Below are 24,491 nucleotides of genomic sequence, written 5' to 3' on the forward strand. Positions count from 1 at the left end.
CTCCGGACATCAGGCCCCGGGGAGCGAAGGCCCCGTCTCCAGTGATCCGGCGGGCTCGCTGTAGCCGATGCTGATCAGCCGGTCGCCGTCGAAGGTGAGCGTGGTCAGGCTGGCCAGCGCGCACTGCCTGCGCCGCGGGTCGTGCCAGAGCCTGCGGCCCTCGGCGGCGCACCTGATCGCCCAGATGGGGAGCTGGTGGCTGACGAGCACGGTCTCGTGCCCGCGCGCCGCCGCCCTGGCCTCGTCGATCATCGACTTCATGCGCCTGACGATGATCGGGTACGCCTCGCCCCACGACGGGCGCAGCGGGTTCCAGAAGTAGCGGTAGTTGCGCCAGTCGCGCAGCACGCCCAGGCCCTGGCCCACGGTGCGGCCCTGCAGCAGGTTGCCGGCCTCGATCAGGCGGGTGTCCTGGACGATCTCCAGGCCGAGCTTGTCGGCGAGCGGCGCCGCCGTCTCAAGGGCGCGTTCGAGCGGCGAGCTGAACAGCTTGACGATGTCGCGACCGCCGACGGCCTTGGCGACCGTCTCGGCCATGAGCTGACCTGTCTCGGACAGGTGGAAATCGGGCAGCCTGCCGTACAGGATGCCTCCGGGATTGTGCACCTCACCGTGGCGCAGCAGGTGGACGACGGTGGTTTCAGCCATGGTGGGCACAGCCTATCCGCTCGCCCGAGCCGTGCGGCGTGACGCCCCCGGTCGCTCAGTTGACCGCCCAGGCGTTCTCCTGTTTCCTGCTCGACTCCGCCAGCGCCTCCACCATGGCCCTGATGGCGGGGCGGCGGGCCGCGTCGGTGCGCCACACGGCGTAGATGCGCCGCGACTGGCGCGGGAGCAGCGGGACGAGCCGCGCGCCGCCGGGCACGCAGTCGCGGCCGAGCCGCGGCACGATGGCGCAGCCGAGACCAGCCGCGACCAGCGCGAGCTGGGTCGGGTACTCGTCGGCCATGCAGGCGATCACCGGCTCCAGCGAGGCGTTGCGGAGCGTGAAGACCAGCCAATCGTGGCAGACGGTGCCGGGCGAGCCGCTGATCCACTGCTCGCCGCGCAGGGCGGACAGCTCGATCTCCCGCTCGCCCGCCAGCGGGTGGTCCGCGGGCACGGCGACGTCGGCCACGTCGTCGAGCAGAGTGGCCTTGGACAGGCCCTCGGGAATGGCCATGGGGCGGTTCATCCAGTCCTGGATCACGCCCAGGTCCAGTTCGCCCCTGGCGACCTCGCGCACGACCCGCTCCGGCTCGCGCTCGTTGAGCTGCACCCACAGGTCGGGATGGCGCTGCTTGAGCGAGACCAGGGCGCCGGGCATGAGGCCGCGCGTGGCGGTCGGGAAGGCGCCGACGTTGAGCCGGCCGACGACCTCGCCGCGCAGCGCCTCGAAGTCGGCCTCGGCGGTCTCGACCAGGGCGAGGATGCGCTCGGCGTGCTCGGCCAGCAGGCCCGCCGCGTCCGTCAGGCGCACGCCGCGCCCGTTGCGCTCCATCAGCCGGGCCCCGGTCTCGCGCTCCAGCTTGGCGATCTGCTGCGAGACGGCCGAGGGCGTGACCATGAGCGCGTCGGCCGCCGCGCCCACCGACCCGTAGACGTGGACTGCGTGAAGAGCCTTGAGCCGGTTCAGGTCCAACATGTAAGCCAGCCTAAACGGTTTAGCGTAGAAAGTCTCGCTTGTCGTTCAATGTGTAGCAGACGAAAATAGTTGCATGAGAATCCTCAAGACGAAGAAGCAGCAGACCAGCTCCGTGTCGTACCTCAAGACCCTGGCCGAGCAGGCCCGCGAGCAGCGCATTCGTTACCAGAAGCCCGCTCGCTGAGACGACACCCGCGCCTCGTCGTTCACAGGGTGGCGGCGGCCGCCTCCGCGGCGGCCGGCAGCGCCTCCGCCACCCGGCCCAGCGCCTCGTCATCGTGCGAGGCCGACAGGAACCACGCCTCGTACGCCGACGGCGGCAGGTAGACGCCCTGGTCGAGCATGGCGTGGAAGAACGCGGTGAAGGCCGCGGTGTTCTGCGTCTTGGCCTCGGCGAAGGTCGTCACCTCGGCGTCGGTGAAGAAGATCGAGAACAGGCTGCCCGCCCGCTGCAGCCGGTGCGGCACCCCCGCCTTGGCCAGCGCCTCGGCGGCCAGGTCGCCCACCTTGAGCGCCGCCGCGTCCACGCGGGCGTACGCCTCGGCGTCCATCGCCCGCAGCGTGGCCAGCCCGGCCGCGCAGGCCAGCGGGTTGCCCGACAGCGTGCCCGCCTGGTAGACGGGGCCCTCGGGCGCGAGGTTGGCCATCACGTCCGCCCGGCCGCCGAACGCGGCCGCCGGCAGGCCGCCGCCCATGACCTTGCCGAACGTCATCAGGTCGGCGTCCACGGGGTCGAGGCCGTACCAGCCCGCCGGGGAGACCCGGAAGCCGGTCAGCACCTCGTCCACGATGAGCAGCGCGCCGTTGGCGGTGCACAGCTCGCGCAGGCGCGCGTTGAAGCCGTCACGTGGCGGCACCACGCCCATGTTGGCGGGGCACGCCTCGGTGATCACACAGGCGATCTCCGCGGCGGCGAACGCCTCCTCGACGGCCACGAGGTCGTTGTACGGCAGCACGATCGTGTCGGCCGCCGACGCCCCGGTCACCCCTGGCGTGTCGGGCAGCCCGAACGTCGCCACCCCCGACCCCGCCGAGGCCAGCAGGGCGTCCACGTGCCCGTGGTAGCAGCCCGCGAACTTGATCACCTTGGACCTGCCGGTGAACCCCCTGGCCAGCCGCACCGCGCTCATCGTCGCCTCGGTGCCCGAGCTGACCAGCCGCACCTTCTCCACAGGGGCCACCCGCGAGACGATCTCCTCGGCCAGCTCCACCTCACCCCGCGTGGCGGTGCCGTAGGAGAACCCGCTCGCGACGGCGCGCTCGACGGCCTCCACGACGGCGGGATGGCGGTGCCCGAGGATCATCGGGCCCCAGGAGCACACGAGATCGACGTAGCGGTTGCCGTCGACGTCGGTGATGTACGGCCCCTGCCCCGAGGCCATGAAACGCGGCGTGCCGCCCACCGAGTTGAACGCGCGCACCGGCGAGTTGACGCCTCCGGGCACGATCTGGCGGGCGCGGGCGAACAGGGCCTCAGAAGTCTGCGTACGGCTCACCGGAACAGGTTATCCGCCCGGGTTCGCGCTCAGTCGGCCAGCCACTCCAGGACGCCTCCCCACTCAGTCGGCCAGCCACTCCAGAATGCGCAGCGGGTCGGGCAGCGGGCGGCCGTCCGGCGGGCGCAGCCAGGAGACGTGCTGCCCGCTCGGCAGGGTCGAGGGCGGGGCCAGGACGTAGCTGTCGCGGCAGTGCCAGCGCAGGCCCGGCGTGTCGTCGATGGTGGCGGGGTCGCAGTCGAGCTGGCACGACCACCACTCGTCCTCGTCCTCCGGGTTGCCGCGGGTGGCCACGTAGAACAAGACCCGGTCGCCGTTGGCGGCGACCGGGCCTGAGTGGGCGTCGGCGGCGTCGATCCGGGTGAGGGCCGACAGGCCGGAGGTGAGGGGTACGTCGAAGACGTCGAACACGCGCCCCGTGGGCAGGATCACATTGGCTTCCGGCTCGGCCTGCCACCAGCGCGTGAGCAGCGTGGTGTCGGTGGTGGCCTGCATGTGCCAGGCGGGCGAGAGCGGATGGGCGCCGGGGTCGGGACAGCCGACGCGGTCACAGGAACACGCGCGCGGCCCGTGGCTCAGCGGATGGGCTCCCGGCACGACGGGCCACCCCAGGGCGGCGTACTCCAGCACGGCCGTGATGCGTGTCGGCCGTGCCTGCTTCTGGGCCCGCTTTTTGGTACGCCGAGCCAGTGGTACCCCCACCATGGTGTCTCCCGTTCGACTCACAGCGCCTGAGGAGGCCCCGACACCGCACGGACGGCAGCCGAGTTCGACGGCCTGCCGCAAGCACCTACGCACACGCGGGACACACCAGCACTTGTCATGCAACTCTAACCCACGGGCCCCATGAGTTGACGGGAAACCCCTTGGTTAGAGCCTTCGTGCCACTTCCGTAGCCCAATATGTCAAGATCATGTCGGCGCCCGCCCGCTTGATCGCGACCAGCGACTCCATGATCATTCGTTCCCGGTCCACCCAGCCGTTGGCCGCGGCGGCCTCGACCATCGCGTACTCGCCGCTGACCTGGTAGGCGGCCACCGGCACGTCCACCTCGGCGCGGAACTGGGCGATGACGTCCAGGTAGGCCAGCGCCGGCTTGACCATCACCATGTCGGCGCCCTCCGCCAGGTCGAGGCGGACCTCGCGCAGCGCCTCCCGCAGCGGCCCCGCCGGGTCCTGCTGGTGGGTGCTGCGGTCGCCGAACTGCGGCGCGCACTCGGCGGCGTCACGGAACGGGCCGTAGAAGGCGGAGGCGTACTTGGCGGAGTAGGCCAGGATCGGCACGCCGCCGTGACCGGCGGCGTCGAGCGCCGACCTGATCGCGCCCACCTGGCCGTCCATCATCCCGCTCGGCGCCACCACCTGCGACCCGGCCTCCACCTGGGCCACCGCGATCGAGGCGTAGCGCTCCAGCGTCAGGTCGTTGTCCACGTCGCCGGACGGGGTGAGGATCCCGCAGTGCCCGTTGTCGGTGAACTCGTCGAGGCATGTGTCGGCCATCACCACGATCGAGTCGCCCACCTCGGCGGCCACGTCGCGCAGCGCCACCTGCAGCACCCCGTCGGGGTCGTCGGCGGCCGAGCCGCGGGCGTCCTTCACCGCCGGGATGCCGAACAGGATGACGCCGCCCACGCCCGCCTCGGCGGCGTCGTGGGCGGCCTTGCGCAGCGAGTCGCGGGTGTGCTGGTAGACCCCCGGCATGGACGCCACGGGCTGCGGCTCGGTGATGCCTTCCTTGGCGAACATCGGCAGGATCAGGTCGGCGGCGTGCAGCCTGGTGCCCGCCACCATCCGGCGCAGCGCGGGATCACGGCGCAGCCGCCTGGGACGGGCGACCGGGAATTGCGCGCTCATTTGGCTCTCCTTCTGGCGCCACGGCGGTTCTGGGAGGGCCTGCGGGGGGTGTCTCCCGCGGCCAGGGCCGCCTGGCGCTGCTTGGCTCCGAACTCGGCCACCGCGGCGGCCAGGGCGGAGGCTGAGGGCTTGTCGGCCATGACGTCCACCCGGAGCCCGAACTCCTCGGCCGTCTTGGCCGTCTGCGGTCCGATGACCGCGATCACGGTGACGTTGTGCGGCTTGCCCGCGATGCCCACGAGGTTGCGCACCGTGGAGGAGGACGTGAAGAGCACGGCGTCGAAGCCGCCGCCCTTGATGGCCTCGCGGATGGGCGCGGGCGGCGGGGCGGCCCGCACGGTGCGGTACGCGGTGACGTCGTCGCACTCCCAGCCCAGCTCGGTGAGCCCGGCCACGAGCGTGTCGGTGGAGATGTCGGCCCGGGGCAGCAGCACCCGGTTGATCGGGTCGAGCATCGAGTCGTAGGGCGGCCACTCGGCCACCAGCCCCTCGGACGACTGCTCGCCGGAGGGCAGCAGGTCCGGCTTGACGCCGAACTCGACCAGGGCGCGCGCGGTGGCGTCGCCCACGGCGGCCACCTTCAGCCCGGCGAAGGCGCGGGCGTCGAGGCCGTACTCCTCGAACTTCTCGCGCACCGCTTTGACGGCGTTCGCGCTGGTGAAGGCCACCCACTCGTAGCGGCCCGTGACCAGGCCCTTGATCGCGCGGTCCATCTGCTGCGGCGTGCGGGGCGGCTCGACCGAGATGGTCGGCACCTCCTCGGGCACCGCGCCGTACGCGACGAGCTGCTCGGACATGGCGCGCGACTGCTCCTTGGTGCGGGGCACCAGCACCCGCCAGCCGAACAGCGGCTTGGTCTCGAACCACGACAGCTTGTCGCGCTGCCCCACGGCGTCGCCGACCACGATCAGCGCGGGCTCGGTGAAGCCGGCGTGCTTGAGGTCGGCCTGGAGCCGGCCGAGCGAGGACACGACGGTGTACTGCTCGGTGGTGGTGCCGCCGCTGCTGACGGCGACGGGCGTGGTGTCGGGCTTGCCGCCGGCGATCAGCGCCTTGCCGATGGCCACGGCGTCGCCGATGCCGTTGTAGACGACCAGCGTGCCGCGGCAGGCGGCGTGGGCGGCCCAGTCCTGCTCCTGGGCGGCGTCCACGACGCGGAACTCGGGCACCGACGTCGCCGGCGGGATGCCCGCGTAGGCGAGCACGGCGGTCGCGGGCGGCACGCCGGGCACGATCTCGAAGTCCACCTCCGCCGCGGTGCAGGCCGCGGCCTCCTCGGTGATCGAGGAGAACAGCATCGGGTCGCCCTCTATCAAGCGGACCACGAGCTGCCCCCGTGCGGCGCGCTGCACGAAGTCGCCCTCGACGACCTCGACGCCTTCACGGCAGTGGCGCAGCAGCGGGGTTTGCGTCTCGACGTCGAGCACCACCGCGTCGGCCTTGGCGAGCAGCTCGGCGGCGCGGAGCGTCAGCAGGTTGGGGTCGCCGGGACCCGCGCCCACGAACGCGACGAAACCGGAGGTTGGACTATCGGAGCTCAATGGGAATGCTCCCCCATCAATCTGTCGGCCCCTTCGGCGATCATCTCGGCCGCTAGGAGGCGGCCCAGGTTCGCAGCCTCCGAAGGAGAGCCGGCGGCGGACTTGCGGACCGATTCGCGGCCGTCGATGGAGACGACCACGGCGGTCAGGTTCAGAGTTTGCCCGTCATCGACCGCGAACGCACCCACCGGAGCGGCGCACCCGGCCTCCAGGGCGGCCAGCAGGGCCCGTTCCGCGGTCACCGCGGAGCGGGTCCGCGGGTCGTCGAGCACCCGCAGGAACTCGACGACGTCGGCGCGGTCGGCGCGGCACTCCACGGCCAGCGCGCCCTGGCCTGGCGCGGGCAGCAGCTCGTCGACCTCGAAGATCTGCGAGATCTCCGCGTCGCGGCCGAGCCGGTCGAGCCCGGCGGTGGCCAGCACGACCGCGTCGAGCTCGCCGGAATTGACTTTGCCGATGCGCGTGTCGGCGTTGCCGCGGATCGGGACGTACTCGAGGTCGGGACGGAGCGCGCTGAGCATGGCGACGCGGCGCGGCGAGCCGGTGCCGACCTTGGCCCCGGGGGCCAGGTCGGCGAACTTGTGCGTGCCCACCAGCGCGTCGCGGTGGTCGTGGCGGGCCGGGAGCGCGGCCAGCGTGAAGCGCGGGTCCTGCTTGGTCGGCAGGTCCTTCAGCGAGTGGACGGCGAAGTCGACCTCGTCCTCCAGCAGCTTGTCGCGCAGTGCGCTGACGAACACGCCCGTGCCGCCGAGCTGCGCCAGGTGCGCCTTCGTGACGTCGCCGAACGTCGTGACGCCGACGAGCTCGACGGCCCGGCCGGTGCGCGCGACATAGGCGTCGGCCACCATCCCGGACTGCGTGGTCGCCAGGAGGCTGCGGCGGGTTCCGAGCCGCAGCGCGCCGGACCGCGACGTCACAGCTCCACCTCCCTCACGGCCTCGGGCACCTTCGGATCCAGATCGAACAGCTCACGCAGGGCTTCCGCATAATGATCGCCCCCTGGGCAGGCGGCGAGCTGCTTGACACGCACAGTGGGCTCGTGAAGCAGCTTGTCGACCACCCGCTGGACGGTCATCGCGACCTCGTCCCTGGCCCGCTCGTCGAGGTCGGGCACGCGCATCAGCAGGCGGCCCAGCTCCGACTCGACCACCCCGGCCGCCTTGCTGCGCAGCGCCACCACGGTCGGGGTGACCTTGGCGGCCCGCTCGGCGTCGAGGTAGGCGCGCAGCTCCCCGGCGACGAGGGCGCGTACGGACTGCACGGCGTCGCCCTCGCGCGAGCCGATGCCGGACTCCTGGATCGTCTCCAGGTCGACCAGAGTGACGCCGGGCACGGCGCGCACCGCGGGGTCGACGTCGTGCGGCAGCGCCAGGTCGAGCAGGAACGCGGGCCTGCTGAGCATGCCGGGCGTGATGATGTGCCGCCCGGCGCCGGTGCAGGTGATGACGAGGTCGGCGCCGGCCAGCTCGTCGGCCACGGCGGCGAACTCGACCGCCCGCCCGCCGACGGACTCGGCCAGCCGGGCGCCCCGCTCGTACGTGCGGTTGGCCACGACGATGTCGCTCACCCCGGCGCGCGCCAGCGTGGCGGCGGCCAGCGAGCTCATCGAGCCCGCGCCGATCACCAGGGCGCGCCGCCCGGCCAGCTCGCCCGCCAGCGCCAGGCCGGCGGTGACGAGGGAGGCGCCGTGCTTGTCGATGCCGGTGTCGGTCTGGGCCCGCTTGCCGACCCGCAGCGCCTGCTGGACCAGCTCGTTGAGGGTGGCGCCGACGGTGCCCTGGCGCTGCGCCAGCTTGAGCGCCTGGCGGACCTGGCCGAGGATCTGGCCCTCGCCGACCACCATCGAGTCGAGCCCGCACACCACGGAGAACAGGTGCTCGACCGCCCGCTCCTCGTAGTGCACGTAGAAGTGCGGCGTCAGCTCCTCGACCGGGACGCCGGAGTGCACGCCCAGGAGGTTGCTGATGGCCGTGACGGCGGCGTGGAAGCGGTCGACCGTGACGTAGACCTCGACCCGGTTGCAGGTCGAGACCACCATGGCCTCCGCGACGCAGGGATCCTGCTGCACGTCGTGCAGGAGCTTGACGAGAGCGTCGCCCGTCACCGAGACGCGCTCCAGCAGCGCCACCGGCGCGGTGCGGTGGCTCAGTCCGATAGCCAGAACACTCATTGACTGTCCACCGCCATGAGTGGCCCCCCAGCTTTGCGTTGCTCGTGGAACGCGAGAATCTGCAGTTCTATGGATAGATCGACCTTACGGACATCGACGCTGTCGGGCACGGTGAGCACCACGGGAGCGAAGTTCAGGATGCTGGTGACGCCCACGGCGATCACGCGATCGCACACTTCCTGCGCCGCTGCCGCCGGTGTCGCCAGAACCACGATCGATACTCCACGCCGTTTGATCACGGCTTCCAGGTCGTCGATGTGCTCCACATTCAATCCCGCTATGGTGTCGCCCACCACTTCGGGGTCGGCGTCCACGAGCGCCGCGACCCGGAAGCCCCGGGAGACGAAGCCGCCGTAGTTGGCCAGCGCACGGCCGAGGTTACCGACTCCGACGATCGCGACCGCCCAGTCTTGCGTCAGACCGAGCTCACGGGAGATCTGATAGACGAGGTACTCGACGTCATAGCCTACGCCGCGCGTGCCGTACGAGCCGAGATGTGACAGGTCCTTGCGCAACTTCGCGGAATTGACCCCGGCGGCGACGGCCAGGTCCTCGGAGCTGACGGTGGCGATGCCCCGCTCGGCCATCCCGTGCAGCGCCCTGAGGTACAGCGGAAGCCTGGCGACCGTCGCCTCGGGGATACCGCGGTCACGGGGCTGGGACGGGCTCTTCACGTGCCGGTGCTCCAGGGTAGGGGCGGCTTGGGGACCGCGTATACGGAATCGAACCGTCTTTCAGGTTAATCCCTTTGTGAACCGATGCACAAAGTCGGCGGGGTACGGTTGCGGTATGCATCGCATCACGTTGCTCGGCAAACCCGGCTGTCACTTGTGTGACGACGCGCGCGAGGTCATCGCCAGGGTCGCGGGCGAGCTCGGCGTGCCGTGGGAGGAGGTCAGCATCGAGTCCTCCGACGAGTTGCGGGACAAGTACTGGGAGATGATCCCCGTCACGCTGATCGACGGGGTGCAGCACGACTACTGGCGAGTGGACGAGACCCGGCTGAGGGCGGCGCTCAGTACGTGACGGTGGGCAGCGGCACCACCTTCGCGGCGTTGACGTTGAGCTCGATGACGTTCGTGGCCAGCACCATCGCCTGACGCTCGTTGACGAACCGCTCCACGTGCGGCTGGCGCTGGTGGTCGCGGTAGGCGACCTCGTCGCGGTAGAGCTCGTAGACGATGCGCTGCAGCGGCGCCGACTTCACCGCGTGGCAGGCGTAGACGAGCGTGTCGGGCTCGCCGCGGCGCACCGCCTCGACGGTGGCCTCGGCCAGCCGGTCGAACGCGTCGCCCGCGCCGTCGACGATCGTGAAGACGGTGAGCAGGCCGTAGATGGTCGGCGAGGGCCGGCCGGAGCCCGGCTGCTGCTGGGCGGGTGAGAACAGGTCGGCTCCGGGGAAGATCGCGCCCGTCGCGGGGGCGGGCGGCGTCATCGGGGGGGCGCCGTTCATGATGTAGCCGGTGGAGGGGCCGTCGTCGAGCTGCCCCGCCATGCGGGCCGCGTAGTCGACCTCCCGCTGCCGGTAGCCCTCGTCGCCCGCCCGGTACTCGGCCACCAGGTCGCCGAGGCCCGAGGCGCGGCGCGGCGGCGCGGGCGGCAGGTCGGCGGCGGGCACGGGCTCGCCTCTGCGACCGCCCTGCTGCGGCAGCTCGTCGCGGAACATCGGCCGCTCGGCCGGCGCCATCTGACGCCCGTCCGGCCCCATATGACCCATGCTGTGACCCCCGCCCGGCCCCATGTGAGCTCCGCCCGGCGTCATCTGGCGCTCGTCCAGCGCCGCGGGACGCTCCTCGCGGCGCTGAGAGCGCTCCTCCCGGCGCGAGGGACGCTCGTCGCGGTCGTCATCGAAGTCGTCATCGTCGTCGTCCTCGTACGGCGCCAGCGGCCGCAGCACGGTGTACCAGACAGCGGCGGCGGCCACGGCCAGCAGCGCCGTGGTGAACAGCGGCGGCACGGAGAACCTCATCGCGCCCACGAGCGCCAGCCCCGACGGGACGATGACCACGGTCGCGTGCAGGTTGTCGGTGTCGTACTCGTCGCCGTTGCGCCACTTGATCCCGGCCACCACCAGCATCGCCAGCATGACGATCAGCGCGACCACGTGCGCGCCGGTCAGCAGGTAGCCGGGGAAGACGTTCCAGTGGGTCGAGGCGGAGGGCAGGGACTTGCCCATGTCGTCGGTCTTCAGCGGGTCCCAGACCATGATGACGACGGAGACGAAGGTCAGCGCGATGCCGAGCAGCCACGCCAGGAACCTGGGCGGCACCTTCTCCGACAGCAACTGCACCAGGCCGATCGCCAGCCAGAGCGGCGCCACCAGCGCTCCCGTGATCTGGTAGATCCGGAACGTGACGCCGCCGAACCCGAGCAGGTAACCGATGGCGATCACAGTCAGTGACAGGCACAGGCCGGCGACTGCAACGGTCCAGGCGATCAACCACCCCTCAGGCTCGTCACGCAGTCGTTGAATCAGGGCGACGGTCGTGACGGCGGCCAGGAGCGCACCGGCGAGAGCTATGACAGCAACGAGGATCTCCATGGTGACTCCAATGCTGCCGGACGATGCCTCCCAGCCGGTAGCCGAAGAGGGAACGGGTCGGTCCACCACGGTATCTGCCGATTACGCCTAGTCATGCATGACTTCCGTGGATTGTGGATTTTCCGGTTGATTTCTAGAGTGTTCGAGCACGCCGCACCCCTTACCCCTAGGGATACCGGATGCCTGACTCGTCGCCGTTCGCCGGGCTGCTGGCGCCAGCGGTAGCTGGACCTGCCCGGACGGGCGAGTTCGCCGTGCGCGAAGACGCGCGCGACGCCGGGCATGAAGACGCCCAGGACGACCTCCGCACGCTCGTCATGCACGCCAAGAACGGCTGCACGCAGTCCTTTGGCACGCTCTACGACCGCTACGTGGACCTCGTCTACCGCTACATCTACTTCCGCGTCGGCTCGCACCCGCTGGCCGAGGACCTCACCAGCGAGACGTTCCTGCGGGCACTGCGCAGGATCGGCGACTTCACCTGGCAGGGCCGCGACTTCGGCGCCTGGCTGGTGACCATCGCCAGAAACCTGGTGACCGACCACTTCAAGTCGGGGCGCTACCGGCTGGAGATCCCGACGGGGGAGGTCATCGACGTTCCGCTCGACGGCTCGCACATCCCCGAGAACGCCGTGGTCACGGCCATCATCAACGACCGGGTCCTGCGTGCCGTACGCGACCTCAATCCCGAACAACAGGAATGCGTCGTCCTGCGCTTCCTGCACGGCCTCTCGCTCGCGGAAACCGCGCTGATCATGGGGAAGAAGAGTGGAGCGATCAAAGCGCTGCAGTTCCGTGCCGTACGAGCGCTGGCCAGGGCTCTCAAGCACGACCTGGCGTAACCTCCACCATCCGCCCCTCGTTAAGCAGGTGTCATGGCCGTGTCGGTCAGGGAGCCGTCATGAGTAGGGCGCGCAGGCGGCGCGAACGCGTGCTGGAGCAGCTCACCGAGCTGCGGGAGCTGCCTCTCGGCGGCGCTCCCGGCACCGCGTTCAAGGAGCGGCTGCGCGCCGAGCTGCTGGCCGGCGCGCTGGAGGCCGAGCCGGAGCCCGCCCCCGCGCGCGGTCGCCGGCGGCGGCCGCGGCACCGGCCGGTGCTGTCCCAGCTCGCCGCCGTGGGGCTGGCCGCGGCTTTGATGATCTCCTCCTTCGCGACCTACCAGGCCGTGCCCGGCGACTCGCTGTACCCGCTCAAGCGCGCCGCCGAGACCACGCTCGTGCACCTCAGCTCCGACGACGCGGAACGCGGCGAGCGCGAGCTGGACTCGGCCAAGACCCGGGCCAGGGAGGTCGCCAGCCTGCTGGGCTCCTCCGCCGACGGCCCGCTGGTCGACAAGACGCTCAAGGACATGGAGGAGTCCACTCGCGCGGGCATCGACAGGCTCGAACGGGCCGAGCCCCGATCCCCGAAGATCAAGAAGTTCGCCCGGGAGCAGGAGGAGGCCGTCACGCCCATGCTCCAGGAGCTCGACGACGACCAGCTCGCCCAGGCCGAGGGCTATCTCGACTACATCGAGGGGCTGGTCGCCCCTGAGTAGGAAAGTAAGCTGAAGCCCATGTGGCGGCTTATGCGACGACGACAGGACCAACGGCCGGAGGTCGCCGGCGAGGTCGCGGCGCAGGCCGCGGTCACCGTCGCCCCCGTCGAGCCGGATCTTGACGCGGCGGCCTTCTTCGACGTCGACAACACGATGATGCGCGGCGCCTCGATCTACCACTTCGCCAGGGGGCTGGCCACGCGCGGGCTGTTCACCACCTCCGACCTGTTCAAGTTCGCGGTGGGGCAGGCGGTGTTCCGGCTGCGCGGCAACGAGAACCCGGAGCACATCGCGGTGGCCAGGGAGACGGCGCTGGCGTTCGTGGCCGGCGCCAAGGTCGACGACGTCGTGCGCCTCGGCGAGGAGATCTACGACGAGGTCATGGCCGACCGCATCTGGGGCGGCACCCGCGCACTCGCCCAGCACCACCTCGACGCCGGCCAGCGGGTCTGGCTGGTCACCGCCACCCCGATCGAGCTGGCCAGGGTGATCGCGCAGCGGCTCGGCCTCACCGGCGCGCTCGGCACCGTCGCCGAGACCAGCAACGGCGTCTACACCGGGCGGCTGGTCGGCGACCTGCTCCACGGGCCCGCCAAGGCCGAGGCGGTGCGCGCGCTGGCCCGCAGGGAGGGCCTCGACCTCACCCGCTGCACCGCCTACAGCGACTCCGCCAACGACCTGCCCATGCTGTCGCTGGTCGGCACCGCCGTGGCGATCAACCCCGACAGCGAGCTGCGCGAGCACGCCAGGAAGCACGACTGGCAGATCAGAGACTTCCGCACCGGCCGCAAGGCCACGATGACGGCCCTGCCCATCGCGGCCGGCGTGGGTGCGGTGGCGGGCGGCGTGGCGGCGGGCATCGCCCTGCGCCGCCACTACCGCCGCTGAGCTCCCGCTACCGCAGCGAGGCGAACAGCTCGCCCGCCTCCGGCTGCTTCCACCGGACGCGGCTGGGGTCGCCCGGGTAGGGCTCCCACGGCACCGCCACGACGGTCATCCTGACCTCCTGGAGCTGCTTGCCCAGCTCGTACATCTCCTCCGGGCTCAGATCCGTCCGCACGCCCTGGCGCAGCTCGTCGAGGAAGGCGCCGAGCCTCCCCGGGTCGGCGGTCACCTGCTGCTGCGCCTTGCGCAGCATGGCCAGCACCACCTCCTGCTGCCGCTTGATCCGCGCGATGTCGGAGCCGTCGCCGTAGCGGCGCATGCGTACGTAGCCCAGCGCCTGCTCCCCGTTGAGCAGCCTCTCGCCCGCGGGCAGCTTCAGCTTCGCGGCCGGGTCGTCCACAGGCTGTGGAAGCTTGACGGTCACGCCGCCGATGGCGTCCACCATCTTCTTGAACCCGGCGAAGTCCACGTCGACCGTGTGGTGCAGCCGCAGCCCCGTCAGCTTCTCCAGCGTCGCCCTGAGGCAGGACGCGCCGCCCTTGGCGTAGGCCGAATTGATCATGTCGGTCCTGGCGGGCTCCGAGCCGCAGCGGGGGATCCTGGCGATGGTGTCGCGCGAGACGCTGATCGCGGTGGCCCTGCCCCGGTCCGCGGGGACGTGCACGATCATGATGGTGTCGGACCGCTGGCCCACGTTCTGCCTGGCCGACTCGGGGCCGTACTGCTCGTTGCCCGCTCCCTCACGCGTGTCGGAGCCGATCACCAGCACGTTCCTGGTGCCGCTCATGTCCACCGTGTCCGTCCCGGCGGGCGGGGCGGCCGTGTACTGGGCGGCGACGAACGCCACGGGCATCCCTACGGCGGCGGCCGTGGCGGCGGCCACCAGACCGGCCGTCCACCACGCGGACCACCTGCGCCGGGGGCGGGCGCCGCTCAGCAGGCGCTCCCGCTGCCTGACCAAGGTGGACGGCGGCTGGCGCTCCAGTTGCGCCCCGAGGTCGCGGAGCAGCTTCAGGTCGTCCATCGTCACTCCTCCTCCATCGGGTTGGCGTCGCCGAGCGCGGCACGTACCTTCCGCCTGCCCCTGTTGAGGCGGGAGCGCACGGTTCCCACGGGGATGCCGAGCGCCCGCGCGGCCTCCTCGTACGTCAGATCGCCCCAGGCGATCAGCAGCAGCACGTCGCGGTCCTTGGCGGGCAGCGCCGCCAGGGCGCCTGCCAGCTCGCCGCGCACGGCCTGGGCGGTCACCCCGGCCGCGACCCGGTCGGCGGGCGACTCCACCTCCGACTCCACAGGGGCGCGCAGCAGGGCCCGGTAGCGGGCCGCCTCGGTGCGGTGGTGGCGGGAGACGAGCTTGGTGAGAATGCCGAAGAGCCACGGCCTGGCGTCCGTGTACGCCAGGTCGTAGCTCTTCCTGCGGGAGAAGGCCACCAGGAACGTCTCGCCGACGAGGTCCTCGGCGGGCTCGGGGCCGAGGCGGCGGGAGACGTATCGGTAGAGCATGGCGGAGTAGCGGTCGAAGAGCTCGGCGAAGGCCTCGGGTTCCGTCCACGAGGCCCTGACGAGGTCGGCGTCCGCACCCCTGACGGCGGGTTGCGTGATCATCTCCGCCCTTCTGTGGGGGATCGGTCACGGATGTCTCGCCACAACCCGCCGATCGGGTTCAGATCTCCTTGAGCTGCCCCCCGTCGATCACGAACTCGGCGCCCGTCGTGCTGCCGGAGCGGGGCGAGGCGAGCAGCGCGACCGCGTCGGCGATCTCCTGCGGGTGCACAAGCCGGCCGGTGGCCAGCCCCATCATCGTAGGAGCGACCTCGGTGAGCACGCTGTCCCTGTCGGCGCCGACCATGCTGCCGAAGACCTCGGCCGCGCCGCCCTCCCTGGTCCACCAGTCCGTCAGCACCGCACCGGGCGTGACGGTGTTGACCCTGATGCCCTGGGGGGCGTACTCGGCGGACAGCGACTTGCTCAGCGCCCGCACCGCGGCCTTGGCGGCGCTGTAGTCGACGTTCACGGCGCCGGCCTGCCTGCCCATGGTGGAGGAGACGTTGACGATCGAGCCGCCACCACGCTCCAGCATGGACGGCACCGCGGCGCGGATCATCCGCACCGCCGAGAACAGGTTGAACTCGAACATCGCCGCCCAGTCCGCGTCATCCGGCGTCATGAACCCGGCCCGCGGCAGCGTCGCCCCGGGCGGCGGCCCGCCGGCGTTGTTGACCAGGATGTCCACCCCGCCGAACTCCTCCACGGCCCGCGCCACCACCCGGGCGGGCGCGTCGGGGTCCATGAGGTCCACCGCCACGTGCACCGCCTTGGCGTCGGCGGGCGTGCGCGACGCGGCGACCACGTGGGCGCCCTCCTCGGCCAGGGTGCGCGCGACGGCCAGGCCGATGCCCTTGGACGCGCCGGTGACGACGGCGACTCGGCCGGAAAGCTGCAGATCCATGAGTTTCCCTTCGGTGTTGTTCCGAGCGGAGAACACCGGCGGGCCCGGGGTGGTTGCACCCCGATCGTCACAGGAACGGCGGGAAGGCGTGCCCCCTGCGCAGCCGCAGCTCGTTGAGCAACTGCTGGATGACCTCGCGCACGTGGTCGGTGAGGTTGAAGACCAGCATGGGGTCGTCGGCGGCGGACGGCTCGTACTCGTCCGTGCGGATCGGCTCGCCGAACTCGATCATCCACTTGGACGGCAGCGGCACCAGCCCGAGCGGCCCCAGCAGCGGGAAGAACGGGGTGATCGGCAGGTAGGGCAGCCCCAGCATCCTGGCCACGGTCTTCAGGTCGCCGATCTTGGGGTAGATCTCCTCGGCCCCGACGATCGCGGTGGGCACGATGGGCACCCCCGCGCGGATGGCCGAGGCCACGAAGCCGCCGCGGCCGAAGCGCTGCAGCTTGTAACGTTCGGAGAACGGCTTGCCGACGCCCTTGAAGCCCTCGGGGAACACCCCGACCAGCTCGCCCTTGCGCAGCAGCCGGTCGGCGTCCTCGCGGCAGGCCAGCGTGTGGCCGGTCTTGCGGGCCAGGTGGCTGAGCAGCGGAAGCTGGTAGACCAGGTCGGCGCCGAGCAGCCGCAGCGGCCTGCGTGCCTCGTCGTGCAGCGCCACCTGCAGCATCAGCGCGTCGAGCGGCAGCGTGCCGGAGTGGTTGGCGACGACCAGCGCGCCGCTGTCGTCGGGGATGTTCTTCAGCGCGACCGTCTCGACCCTGAACCAGTGGTGGTAGAGCGGCCTGATGAGCTCCAGCACCACCTTGTCGGTCAGCTCGGCGTCGTAGCCGAACTCGTCGACCTCGTAGTCGCCGGCGATCCGCCTGCGCAGGAAGGACAGCAGCCTGGCGAGGTGGTCGGCCAGTTCGTCCGCCGACGGGGGCTGTTCGAAGGACGGAGCCGCGCTGATCGGGATCACGCGGGCCTCTTCCTCATGGGGGACGCTCACGCGCGCACACCTCCGAGCGGCCGCAGGCCGCGAGAGCGCAGGAAGTCGTCGAAGGCCGCGCCGGTGGTGAACTTGGGCTTCCAGCCCAGCTCCGCCTCCAGCATGGCGATGTCCACCGCGCGCCCGTGGCACATCAGGCGGACCTGCTCGGGGGAGTACTCCACGAGCCCGATCCGGCGCACGGCGCCGCCCAGCACCTTGAACGCGGGCGAGAAGAGCGGCAGCGTCGGCCGCCCGGCCCTCCTGGCACACTGCGACAGGAGCAGCACGCCTGACCCGGCCACGTTGTACGTGCCGGGGTGGTTCTCGGTCGCCATCCGGCGCAGCACCTCGACCGCGTCGTCCTCGTGGACGAACTGCAGCCGCGGGTCGAAGCCGAACACGGTCGGCAGCACCGGCTGGGTGAAGTATCGGGTCAGCGGCGAGTCGACCCCTGGGCCCATGAAGTTGGCGAAGCGCAGCAGCGAGACGACCACGTCGGGGCGGCGCCGGGCGAAGCCCCGCACGTAGCCCTCGACCTCGGCCGCGTCCTTGGCGTAGCCGTGGATGGGGCCGTCGTGCGGCTCCAGGCCTTCGGTGAACACCGCGGGATCGCGGGGCGACGAGCCGTAGACGGCGGTGGTGGAGCGCACCACCACGCGCCGCACGGTCGCCGACCGCTGGCAGGCACCGAGCAGTTGCATGGTGCCGATGACGTTGTGCTCCTTCATGGCCGCCCTGCCACCGCTCCTCGTCGGAGCGCTGACCAGGCTCATGTGCACAACGGTGTCGATGTCCGCGGCCGCGATCACCTGAGCGATGTCGGGGCTGCGCAGATCGACCCGGACGAACTCCGTCCGGCCGAGAGAGATGCCGCCGTCTCGCGTCAGCGAGGGGGGCGGCACGGTGTCCACTCCTATGACACGGCTGATGTCCGGGTCTGCCGCCAGGGCACTCGCCACCCGGGCGCCTATGTGGCGCGAGACCCCGGTGACAAGCACGGTGTGGGTCATCAGCGCCTCGCAGCTGCGTCGATTACTTCTTGTTGCGCCGCTGGATGCGCGTCTTCTTGAGCAGCTTGCGGTGCTTCTTCTTAGCCATCCGCTTGCGGCGCTTCTTGATCACAGAGCCCACGGGACCCCCAGGTACTGATAGCAAGTATGAACCGGAGTGCGAGCGCACACCGGCTCACAGACTACCGGCGATCCACGGTAGATCGCCCCTCGGGGGGTGAGAGCCCGGTCGCACCTGCGGCGACCGGGCCTCTCCCGCGAGAGCACTCACGACACGACTGGGCGTGTCGCTACGTCAACCTGCCTCGATGTAGGCCTCCCGCAGATAGTCGTGTACCGCCTGCTCAGGCACCCTGAACGATCGGCCGACTCTGATGGCCGGCAGCTCACCCGAGTGGACGAGCCGGTACACCGTCATCTTGGACACCCTCATGACCGTCGCCACTTCTGCGACGGTCAGGAACTTCACCTCGCTGAGAGGTCTTTCGCCTGCACCCATCGGACGCCTCTTCCGCACGTGTTTCCGGGTTATCCCCACTGGTGCCATTGCTCACGCACGTGTACTGCCGTCAGCGTAAGTCGGGACTCCGAGTGCGCAAACCCCCTAGTTTCTCAATCGACGGAGCCACCTGTCAGCCGAACCAGCGAAATCGCTGGCCAGCAGCCTGGCCGAGCACCGCACCTGGACGTTGGAACTGTCCAAGTTGCCACACATAAGAGTCGCCGGAGCCCCATCAAAAGTTGGCAAAGGGACAGCGAGCCTCTTGGAATGCAGGCGCGAAAAGACGGTATGCGGATGACCGAATTAGACTCAAAGGGCTTGTGAGACTCCTGTGACCAATCTGTCGGTCAACGGAGCGTAGTAGCGAGGTAGCACGTTGTCGTCGAGTGGCACGACCACGTCAAGCTTGCCTTCCGCCTCCCCGACGAAGAGCCCGGGGTCGTTGCAGTCGGCGAACGCCACCGTCGGCACACCAGCCTCACCCGCCGCTCCCGCCCAGCCGTGGTCGGCGATCACGAGGTCGGGAAGCTCGTCGTACAGCTCGTGCAGCATGTGCCGCATCGGCGCGGCGTCGTGCGTGTGCACCAGCGCGCCCCTGTCGTCGAGCATGGCGACGTCCTGGAGATAACGGATCCTTCTGGCCCGTCCGAAACCCGACCCCGCGTACGTCCAGCCCTCGGCGGGCGAGAGCAACTGGGCGCCCCGCGCCGCGCAGAAGGCGGCCAGCGGCAGATGGATGGCCAGGATGCCGGTGGGGTGCCCGGTGGCGAAGAGAATGCGCGGCTGCGGCCGCGACAGCACCGCGGCGATGCGCTCGGCCATCGCGTCGATCGCGTCGATCGTCAGGTCGGGGTCGATGGTGTCCTGGCCCCAGCGGTGGCCGGGGTCGGCGACCACGCCCGCGGACTTGGCCATCAGGGCCAGGATGTCGCGGTACGGCCACGGCTGGTCGAAGGTCAGGCCCAGCGCGTAGTACGGATCGCCGTTGGCCAGCGAGCTGTAGTGGTCCAGGTTGTTCTCGCGGGGGGTCGCGACATCGCCGGCGATGCGGCTGTATACAAGATGATCTCGGAGTTCGTCGCGGCTCAGCACTGGTTCTTCCTCGTCAGGCTTCAGGAGCGAGGCCGTGCGGCCTCAGTCAGGGCATCGGATCGAGGCCGTGCAGGGGGAACACCGCGTTTCGGGTCGCCATGACCGCACGGTCAATGGGGTCCGCTGGATCATAACCACCGGACAGGTCGCGAAATTCCGGGTTTCGGCCATCTGTCATGGTCAGCGGGGGCGTCTCGCCCGTCCGCTCCCGTACGAACTGCCGCCAGTTCTGCCCGGTCGGCGTGGCCGGATCGACCGGGTGCCCCGACACCTCGGCGATGAGGTGCGTCCACGCCCGCGGCACCACCTGCACCAGCTCGTAACCGCCGCCGCCGGTGGCGATCCACCGGCCGCCCGCCGTCTCGTGGGCCAGCCGGTGCAGCGCCGCGTACGCGGCCCGCTGGCCGTCCACGCTGAGCATGAGGTTGGCCAGCGGGTCGAGCGCGTGGCTGTCGCAGCCGTGCTGCGTCACCAGGATCTCGGGCCCGAACTCGTGCAGCAGCGGCGGCACCACCGCGTGGAAGGCCCGCAGCCAGCCGGAGTCGCCCGTGCCGGCCGGCAGCGCCACGTTGACGGCCGTGCCGTCGGCCCCGGTCTCCTCGGGGAAGCCGGTGCCGGGGAACAGCGTGCGCGGGCTCTCGTGCAGGCTGATCGTCAGCACTCTGGGGTCGTCGTAGAAGACCGTCTGGACGCCGTCGCCGTGGTGCACGTCCACGTCCACGTACGCGACGCGGCTCACGCCCTGCTCCAGCAGCCACGCGATGGCCAGCGCCGGGTCGTTGTAGACGCAGAACCCGCTGGCGGAGGCGGGCATCGCGTGGTGCAGCCCGCCCGCGACGTTGATCGCGTGCTCGGCCGCGCCCTCCCACACCGCGCGGGCGGCGGCCAGCGAGGCCCCGGCGATCAGCGAGGACGCCTCGTGCACGCCGGCGAACGCGGGATTGTCGCTGGTGCCGAGCCCGGCGGACAGGTCGGGCCGGCCGCTGGCCGACACCCGCTTGACGGCCTCGATGTAGCCGCGGTCGTGCACCAGGGCCAGCTCGTCGTCGCCCGCCGGGTCGCAGCCGCTCATCTCGACCTTGTCGAGCACGCCGAGGTCGCGGGCCAGCGCCATGGTGAGCTCCACCCGCACGGGGTGCAGTGGATGGCTCGGGCCGAAGTTATAGGAGGTGAGAGCGTCGTCCCAGATCACCCGTGCCGACCGGCTCATGCCAACCCCTCCGCGTGTCCCTCGCCTTGCGCCGACGTTACCGCAGGGCAGACGCCTCCTTGTAGCCCGGGCTCAACGCCGTAAACACCGACATTTCCTGGAATAGGGTTTGGATCGTGCGCGTGGCACGGACCTTCATGAAGATCGTTCGCTTCTTCCAGCGTCCCGAGGTCTCCGACCGGACGCTGGTGATCGTGCTCATCATCCCGTCGATCCTGGGCGCCATCGGCGTGATGATCCTGGGCGACATGCGGCTCGCCCTCGGCAACGTGCACTACGTGCTGACCGTGCTGCCGCTGCTCATGCGCCGCAACCGGCCGATCACCACCATGGCCGTGGTGGCCGCCGTGGACGCGGTGTGCATCGTGACCGGCCTCGTCGACGGCCTCAACGTCGCCACGCCCGTCGCCCTCTACAGCCTGAGCCGCTTCACGCCCGGCCGCGCCACCGCCATCGCCTCGGCGGCGGCCTGGCTCTTCTACACCCTCCTGCTGGAGCTCGCCACCCCCATGCAGGCGGCCTGGCTGGCCGCCCTGTTCACGGTCGTCCTGCCCGTCGGCCTCGGCCAGCTCGTCCGGCTCAGGGCCGAGCTGGCCGAGCGCGGCAGGCGTGAGGCCGCCGACGCCGCCGTGCGCGACGAGCGGCGGCGCATCGCCAGGGAGCTGCACGACGTGGTCGCGCACCACATCACGGTCATCAACGCCCTGGTCGGCGGTGCCCGCGCCACCCTCCCACCGGAACAGCAGGTCACCAGGGACGCCCTGGAGAGCGCCGAGCAGACCGCCCGCCAGGCCATGTCGGAGATGCGCCGCCTGCTGGACGTGCTCAGGGCCGACGGCAACGACGGCCCTGACGCCTCCACCGGCGTGGGCGCAGACCGCCTGCCCGCGCTGATCAAGGAGGCCAGGTCAGCGGGCCTGCCCGCCGACCTGACCGTGACGGGGGAGGCCGTCGAGCTGCCCGCCGCCGTGGACCACGCCGTCTACCGGATCGTCCAGGAGGCGCTCACCAACACCCGCAAGCACGCGGTCGGCGCCAGGGCCAGCGTGCGCCTGGCCTACGCGGGCTCCGCCGTGGAGGTGGAGGTGCTCGACGACGGCCTGCCCAAGGACGGCGGCACGCCGGGCTTCGGCCTCGGCGGCATGGCCGAGCGGGTGGCGCTGTGCGGCGGCCAGCTCTCCACCGGCCCCCGCGCCGAGGGCGGATTCCGCGTGCACGCCCGGCTACCCCTGGAGAAGGCATGATCGCAGTCCTGCTGGCCGACGACCACGCGCTCGTGCGCACGGGCTTCAAGCTGATGCTCGACGCGCAGCCCGACATCGCCGTCGTCGGCGAGGCCGCGGACGGCGAGCAGGCGGTCGAGCTGAGCAGGCGGCTGCGCCCCGACGTGGTGCTGATGGACCTGCACATGCCCGGCATGGACGGGGTCCGCGCGACCGAGCTGATCACCACGGAGCTGCCCGGCGTGCGGGTGCTCGCATTGAGCACGTTCGACCTGGACGAGAACGTGGTGGCGGCGCTGCGGGCGGGCGCCGACGGGTTCCTGCCCAAGGACGTCTCCCCCGAGGAGCTGATCGAGGGCGTCCGCGTCGTGCACCGGGGCGAGTCGGCCGTCGCCCCGCGCCTGCTCACCCGGCTCATCGGCACGTTCGTCCGCACCACGCCGCCGCGTACGGCGCCCGCCGAGCTGTCCGGGCTGACGGAGCGCGAGCGGGAGATCCTCCTGCTGATCGCCCGCGGCCGGTCCAACGCGGAGATCGCCGCCGGCCTGGCCGTCTCCCCCTCCACCGTGAAGAACCACGTGACGAGCCTGTTCGCCAAGCTCGGCGTCAGGGACCGCGCGCAGGCCGTGATCATCGCATACGAGGCGGCGCTGATCCACCCAGGAGAGTAGGACCACGGTCCTACCCCGCCGCCCGGCGAACGGTTCCCTGGCAGGAAGAAAACCGGCGGGGGCGGCGGCACGCTTGGATCATGACCGCGATTCGAGCAACGAACCTGAGCAAGCGCTACGGCGGCACCACGGCCGTCGCGGACCTGTCGTTCGACGTCGAGCCCGGTCAGGTGACCGGCTTCCTCGGCCCCAACGGCGCGGGCAAGTCGACCACCATGCGCATGATCCTCGGCCTCGACCGCCCCTCCGGCGGGTCCGTGCTGGTGGACGGGCGCCCGTACGCGGAGCTGCGGCACCCCCTGCGCAAGGTGGGCGCGCTGCTGGACGCCAAGGCCGTGCACGGCGGGCGCAGCGCGCGCAACCACCTGCTCGCCATCGCGCAGAGCAACGGCATCCCGGCCCCCCGCGTGGAGGAGGTGCTGGAGATCGTCGGGTTGCGCGAGGTGGCCAAGCGGCGGGTCGGCGGCTTCTCGCTGGGCATGTCGCAGCGGCTCGGCATCGCCGCCGCGCTGCTCGGCGACCCGGAGATCCTGCTGTTCGACGAGCCCGTCAACGGGCTCGACCCCGACGGCATCCTGTGGATCCGCACGTTCATGCGCAAGCTGGCGGCCGAGGGGCGGACGGTGTTCGTCTCCAGCCACCTGATGAGCGAGATGGCGCAGACCGCCGACCACCTGATCGTCATCGGCAAGGGCCGGCTGATCGCCGACACGAGCGTGCGCGAGTTCATCGGCCGCAGCTCCCAGGGGTACGTGCGGGTCCGCTCGCCCCGGCTGGCCGAGGTGGCCGAGCTGGTCAAGGTCGGCGAGCCGCACCCCGACCACCTGCGGGTGACCGCGATGAGCACGCTGGAGATCGGCACCCTGACGGCCAGGGCCGGCATCCCGCTGGAGGAGCTGACGTTCGTGCAGCCCTCGCTGGAGGCGGCCTACATGGAGCTGACCAAGGACAGTCTGGAGTTCTCGGCATGATCGACATCCTCAGGTCCGAATGGACCAAGATCCGCTCGGTGCGCTCCACGGTGTGGACGCTGGCGGCCACCGTCGCGCTGATGGTGGGCCTGTCCGCACTGCTCAGCGCCTCCGTCAAGGGCACCGCCGACGGGCCCGTCCCGGCCGGGCAGGCGCTCGCCGCGAGCCTGCTCGGGGTCATGTTCGCGCAGCTCGCCATCGCCACGCTGGGCGTGCTGGTGATCTCCAGCGAGTACCGCACCGGCGGCATCCGCACCTCGCTGATGAGCGTGCCCCGGCGGATGAGCCTGCTGACCGGCAAGCTCCTCGTGTTCGGCGCGACGTCGCTGGTCGTCTCCGCGCTCGCCTCCGCCGCCGCGATCGGCGTCGGGCTGGCCTTCACCCAGCCTCCGGACCTCGCGGCGGGCGAGGTCGTCAGGGCGCTGATCGGCTCCTCCCTGTACCTGACCGCCTGCGGCCTCTTCGGGCTGGGGCTCGGGACACTCGTACGGCACACGCCCGGCGCGATCGTGGCGGCCATCGCGCTCATGCTGGTGCTGCCGCAGGTGGCCAACCAGCTTCCCGGACAGTGGGGCAGCGTCGTCGCGGAGTACTTCACCACGAACGCCGGGCAGTTGCTCGTCGCCGGGGAGGGGCGCGGGTCGCTGACGCCGTGGAGCGGGTTCGGCGTGTACGTGGCCTGGGTCGCCGTCGCCACGATCGCGGGCGCGATCCTCATGCAACGCCGCGACGCCTGACGCCCAC

Annotated in this window: 27 protein-coding genes; 8 read left to right on the forward strand and 19 right to left on the reverse strand. The window is 71.0% G+C overall.

Annotated elements, in window-relative coordinates; genetic code table 11:
* Positions 1 to 9: 9 nt before the first annotated feature.
* The 9 genes from FXF51_RS48750 to FXF51_RS48790 all read right to left on the reverse strand — a co-directional run bounded on the left by FXF51_RS48750 (position 10) and on the right by FXF51_RS48790 (position 9,359).
* The gene (locus FXF51_RS48750) at positions 10 to 648 is read right to left on the reverse strand and encodes a histidine phosphatase family protein (protein WP_148441658.1); all 639 of its coding nucleotides are present in this window, start codon (positions 646 to 648) and stop codon (positions 10 to 12) included.
* A 55-nt stretch (positions 649 to 703) separates the two neighbouring features.
* A complete protein-coding gene (locus tag FXF51_RS48755) occupies positions 704 to 1,624 on the reverse strand; it encodes a LysR family transcriptional regulator (RefSeq protein WP_148441659.1) in 921 nt (306 codons plus the stop codon).
* Between the two features lie 206 nt (positions 1,625 to 1,830).
* Positions 1,831 to 3,120, reverse strand: coding sequence for a glutamate-1-semialdehyde 2,1-aminomutase (hemL, locus tag FXF51_RS48760; protein WP_148441660.1), 1,290 nt, complete (start codon positions 3,118 to 3,120; stop codon positions 1,831 to 1,833).
* 63 nt (positions 3,121 to 3,183) lie between these two features.
* Positions 3,184 to 3,825 carry a bifunctional DNA primase/polymerase gene (locus tag FXF51_RS48765; RefSeq protein WP_148441661.1) on the reverse strand — a complete coding sequence of 214 codons (642 nt, stop codon included), beginning with the start codon at positions 3,823 to 3,825 and terminating at the stop codon, positions 3,184 to 3,186.
* Positions 3,826 to 3,990: 165 nt separating this feature from the next.
* On the reverse strand, positions 3,991 to 4,974 hold the full coding sequence (gene hemB / locus FXF51_RS48770; RefSeq protein WP_148441662.1) for a porphobilinogen synthase: 984 nt from the start codon (positions 4,972 to 4,974) through the stop codon (positions 3,991 to 3,993).
* The gene (locus tag FXF51_RS48775) at positions 4,971 to 6,476 is read right to left on the reverse strand and encodes a uroporphyrinogen-III synthase (protein ID WP_148441663.1); all 1,506 of its coding nucleotides are present in this window, start codon (positions 6,474 to 6,476) and stop codon (positions 4,971 to 4,973) included. Before FXF51_RS48775 ends, hemB begins: the two co-directional genes overlap by 4 nt.
* A 35-nt stretch (positions 6,477 to 6,511) precedes the next feature.
* Positions 6,512 to 7,432, reverse strand: a complete 921-nt coding sequence (hemC, locus tag FXF51_RS48780) for a hydroxymethylbilane synthase (protein ID WP_148441664.1) — start codon at positions 7,430 to 7,432, stop codon at positions 6,512 to 6,514.
* Entirely contained in the window at positions 7,429 to 8,685 is a 1,257-nt protein-coding gene (locus FXF51_RS48785) for a glutamyl-tRNA reductase (RefSeq protein ID WP_148441665.1), read from the reverse strand. The genes hemC and FXF51_RS48785 overlap by 4 nt, the downstream gene beginning before the upstream one ends.
* Positions 8,682 to 9,359, reverse strand: a complete 678-nt coding sequence (locus tag FXF51_RS48790) for a redox-sensing transcriptional repressor Rex (protein ID WP_148441666.1) — start codon at positions 9,357 to 9,359, stop codon at positions 8,682 to 8,684. Before FXF51_RS48790 ends, FXF51_RS48785 begins: the two co-directional genes overlap by 4 nt.
* Positions 9,360 to 9,474: 115 nt before the next feature.
* Between FXF51_RS48790 and FXF51_RS48795 the strand changes: the two genes are divergently transcribed.
* Positions 9,475 to 9,711: a glutaredoxin family protein gene (locus FXF51_RS48795; protein WP_148441667.1), complete on the forward strand. Its 237-nt coding sequence runs from the start codon at positions 9,475 to 9,477 to the stop codon at positions 9,709 to 9,711.
* On the opposite strand, the gene FXF51_RS48800 is transcribed toward FXF51_RS48795, so the two are convergent.
* Positions 9,701 to 11,227 carry a putative quinol monooxygenase gene (locus tag FXF51_RS48800; protein ID WP_148441668.1) on the reverse strand — a complete coding sequence of 509 codons (1,527 nt, stop codon included), beginning with the start codon at positions 11,225 to 11,227 and terminating at the stop codon, positions 9,701 to 9,703. The genes FXF51_RS48795 and FXF51_RS48800 overlap by 11 nt on opposite strands.
* A 179-nt stretch (positions 11,228 to 11,406) precedes the next feature.
* On the opposite strand from FXF51_RS48800, the gene FXF51_RS48805 reads away from it, so the two are divergent.
* The 3 genes from FXF51_RS48805 to FXF51_RS48815 are packed head-to-tail and all read left to right on the forward strand — an operon-like array spanning position 11,407 to position 13,652.
* On the forward strand, positions 11,407 to 12,069 hold the full coding sequence (locus FXF51_RS48805; RefSeq protein WP_148441669.1) for a sigma-70 family RNA polymerase sigma factor: 663 nt from the start codon (positions 11,407 to 11,409) through the stop codon (positions 12,067 to 12,069).
* 59 nt (positions 12,070 to 12,128) lie between these two features.
* Positions 12,129 to 12,764 (forward strand): DUF5667 domain-containing protein, encoded by a 636-nt coding sequence (locus FXF51_RS48810; protein WP_148441670.1) that lies wholly within the window; start codon positions 12,129 to 12,131, stop codon positions 12,762 to 12,764.
* A gap of 18 nt (positions 12,765 to 12,782) precedes the next feature.
* A complete protein-coding gene (locus FXF51_RS48815) occupies positions 12,783 to 13,652 on the forward strand; it encodes an HAD family hydrolase (RefSeq protein WP_148441671.1) in 870 nt (289 codons plus the stop codon).
* Between the two features lie 7 nt (positions 13,653 to 13,659).
* Here FXF51_RS48815 and FXF51_RS48820 read toward each other — a convergent pair whose 3' ends face one another.
* The 9 genes from FXF51_RS48820 to FXF51_RS48860 form a co-directional block, all read right to left on the reverse strand.
* Positions 13,660 to 14,673, reverse strand: a complete 1,014-nt coding sequence (locus FXF51_RS48820) for an LCP family protein (protein ID WP_148441672.1) — start codon at positions 14,671 to 14,673, stop codon at positions 13,660 to 13,662.
* 2 nt (positions 14,674 to 14,675) lie between these two features.
* On the reverse strand, positions 14,676 to 15,254 hold the full coding sequence (locus tag FXF51_RS48825; RefSeq protein ID WP_148441673.1) for an RNA polymerase sigma factor: 579 nt from the start codon (positions 15,252 to 15,254) through the stop codon (positions 14,676 to 14,678).
* A gap of 58 nt (positions 15,255 to 15,312) precedes the next feature.
* Positions 15,313 to 16,098 carry an SDR family NAD(P)-dependent oxidoreductase gene (locus FXF51_RS48830; protein WP_148441674.1) on the reverse strand — a complete coding sequence of 262 codons (786 nt, stop codon included), beginning with the start codon at positions 16,096 to 16,098 and terminating at the stop codon, positions 15,313 to 15,315.
* Between the two features lie 67 nt (positions 16,099 to 16,165).
* Positions 16,166 to 17,086, reverse strand: a complete 921-nt coding sequence (locus FXF51_RS48835) for a lysophospholipid acyltransferase family protein (RefSeq protein WP_262380358.1) — start codon at positions 17,084 to 17,086, stop codon at positions 16,166 to 16,168.
* Positions 17,083 to 18,078 carry an NAD-dependent epimerase/dehydratase family protein gene (locus FXF51_RS48840; RefSeq protein ID WP_148441675.1) on the reverse strand — a complete coding sequence of 332 codons (996 nt, stop codon included), beginning with the start codon at positions 18,076 to 18,078 and terminating at the stop codon, positions 17,083 to 17,085. Before FXF51_RS48840 ends, FXF51_RS48835 begins: the two co-directional genes overlap by 4 nt.
* 22 nt (positions 18,079 to 18,100) lie before the next feature.
* Positions 18,101 to 18,199: a 30S ribosomal protein bS22 gene (locus FXF51_RS48845; protein ID WP_018654693.1), complete on the reverse strand. Its 99-nt coding sequence runs from the start codon at positions 18,197 to 18,199 to the stop codon at positions 18,101 to 18,103.
* Between the two features lie 174 nt (positions 18,200 to 18,373).
* Entirely contained in the window at positions 18,374 to 18,577 is a 204-nt protein-coding gene (locus FXF51_RS48850; RefSeq protein ID WP_026214222.1) for a helix-turn-helix domain-containing protein, read from the reverse strand.
* 312 nt (positions 18,578 to 18,889) lie between these two features.
* The gene (locus FXF51_RS48855; protein WP_148441676.1) at positions 18,890 to 19,672 is read right to left on the reverse strand and encodes a phosphatase; all 783 of its coding nucleotides are present in this window, start codon (positions 19,670 to 19,672) and stop codon (positions 18,890 to 18,892) included.
* A gap of 46 nt (positions 19,673 to 19,718) precedes the next feature.
* Positions 19,719 to 20,882 carry an acetoin utilization protein AcuC gene (locus tag FXF51_RS48860; protein WP_187414992.1) on the reverse strand — a complete coding sequence of 388 codons (1,164 nt, stop codon included), beginning with the start codon at positions 20,880 to 20,882 and terminating at the stop codon, positions 19,719 to 19,721.
* A gap of 137 nt (positions 20,883 to 21,019) precedes the next feature.
* Between FXF51_RS48860 and FXF51_RS48865 the strand changes: the two genes are divergently transcribed.
* The 4 genes from FXF51_RS48865 (at position 21,020) to FXF51_RS48880 (ending at position 24,484) form a co-directional block, all read left to right on the forward strand.
* The gene (locus FXF51_RS48865) at positions 21,020 to 22,126 is read left to right on the forward strand and encodes a sensor histidine kinase (RefSeq protein WP_148441677.1); all 1,107 of its coding nucleotides are present in this window, start codon (positions 21,020 to 21,022) and stop codon (positions 22,124 to 22,126) included.
* Positions 22,123 to 22,776 (forward strand): response regulator, encoded by a 654-nt coding sequence (locus FXF51_RS48870; protein WP_148441678.1) that lies wholly within the window; start codon positions 22,123 to 22,125, stop codon positions 22,774 to 22,776. Before FXF51_RS48865 ends, FXF51_RS48870 begins: the two co-directional genes overlap by 4 nt.
* 80 nt (positions 22,777 to 22,856) lie before the next feature.
* Positions 22,857 to 23,747: an ABC transporter ATP-binding protein gene (locus FXF51_RS48875; RefSeq protein WP_148441679.1), complete on the forward strand. Its 891-nt coding sequence runs from the start codon at positions 22,857 to 22,859 to the stop codon at positions 23,745 to 23,747.
* Entirely contained in the window at positions 23,744 to 24,484 is a 741-nt protein-coding gene (locus tag FXF51_RS48880) for an ABC transporter permease (protein ID WP_148441680.1), read from the forward strand. The genes FXF51_RS48875 and FXF51_RS48880 overlap by 4 nt, the downstream gene beginning before the upstream one ends.
* The last annotated feature ends 7 nt before the right edge of the window (positions 24,485 to 24,491 follow it).

Origin of the sequence: Nonomuraea sp. PA05, from assembly GCF_008086045.1 — a bacterium.
In the GTDB taxonomy this organism is placed as follows: Bacteria; Actinomycetota; Actinomycetes; order Streptosporangiales; family Streptosporangiaceae; genus Nonomuraea; species Nonomuraea monospora.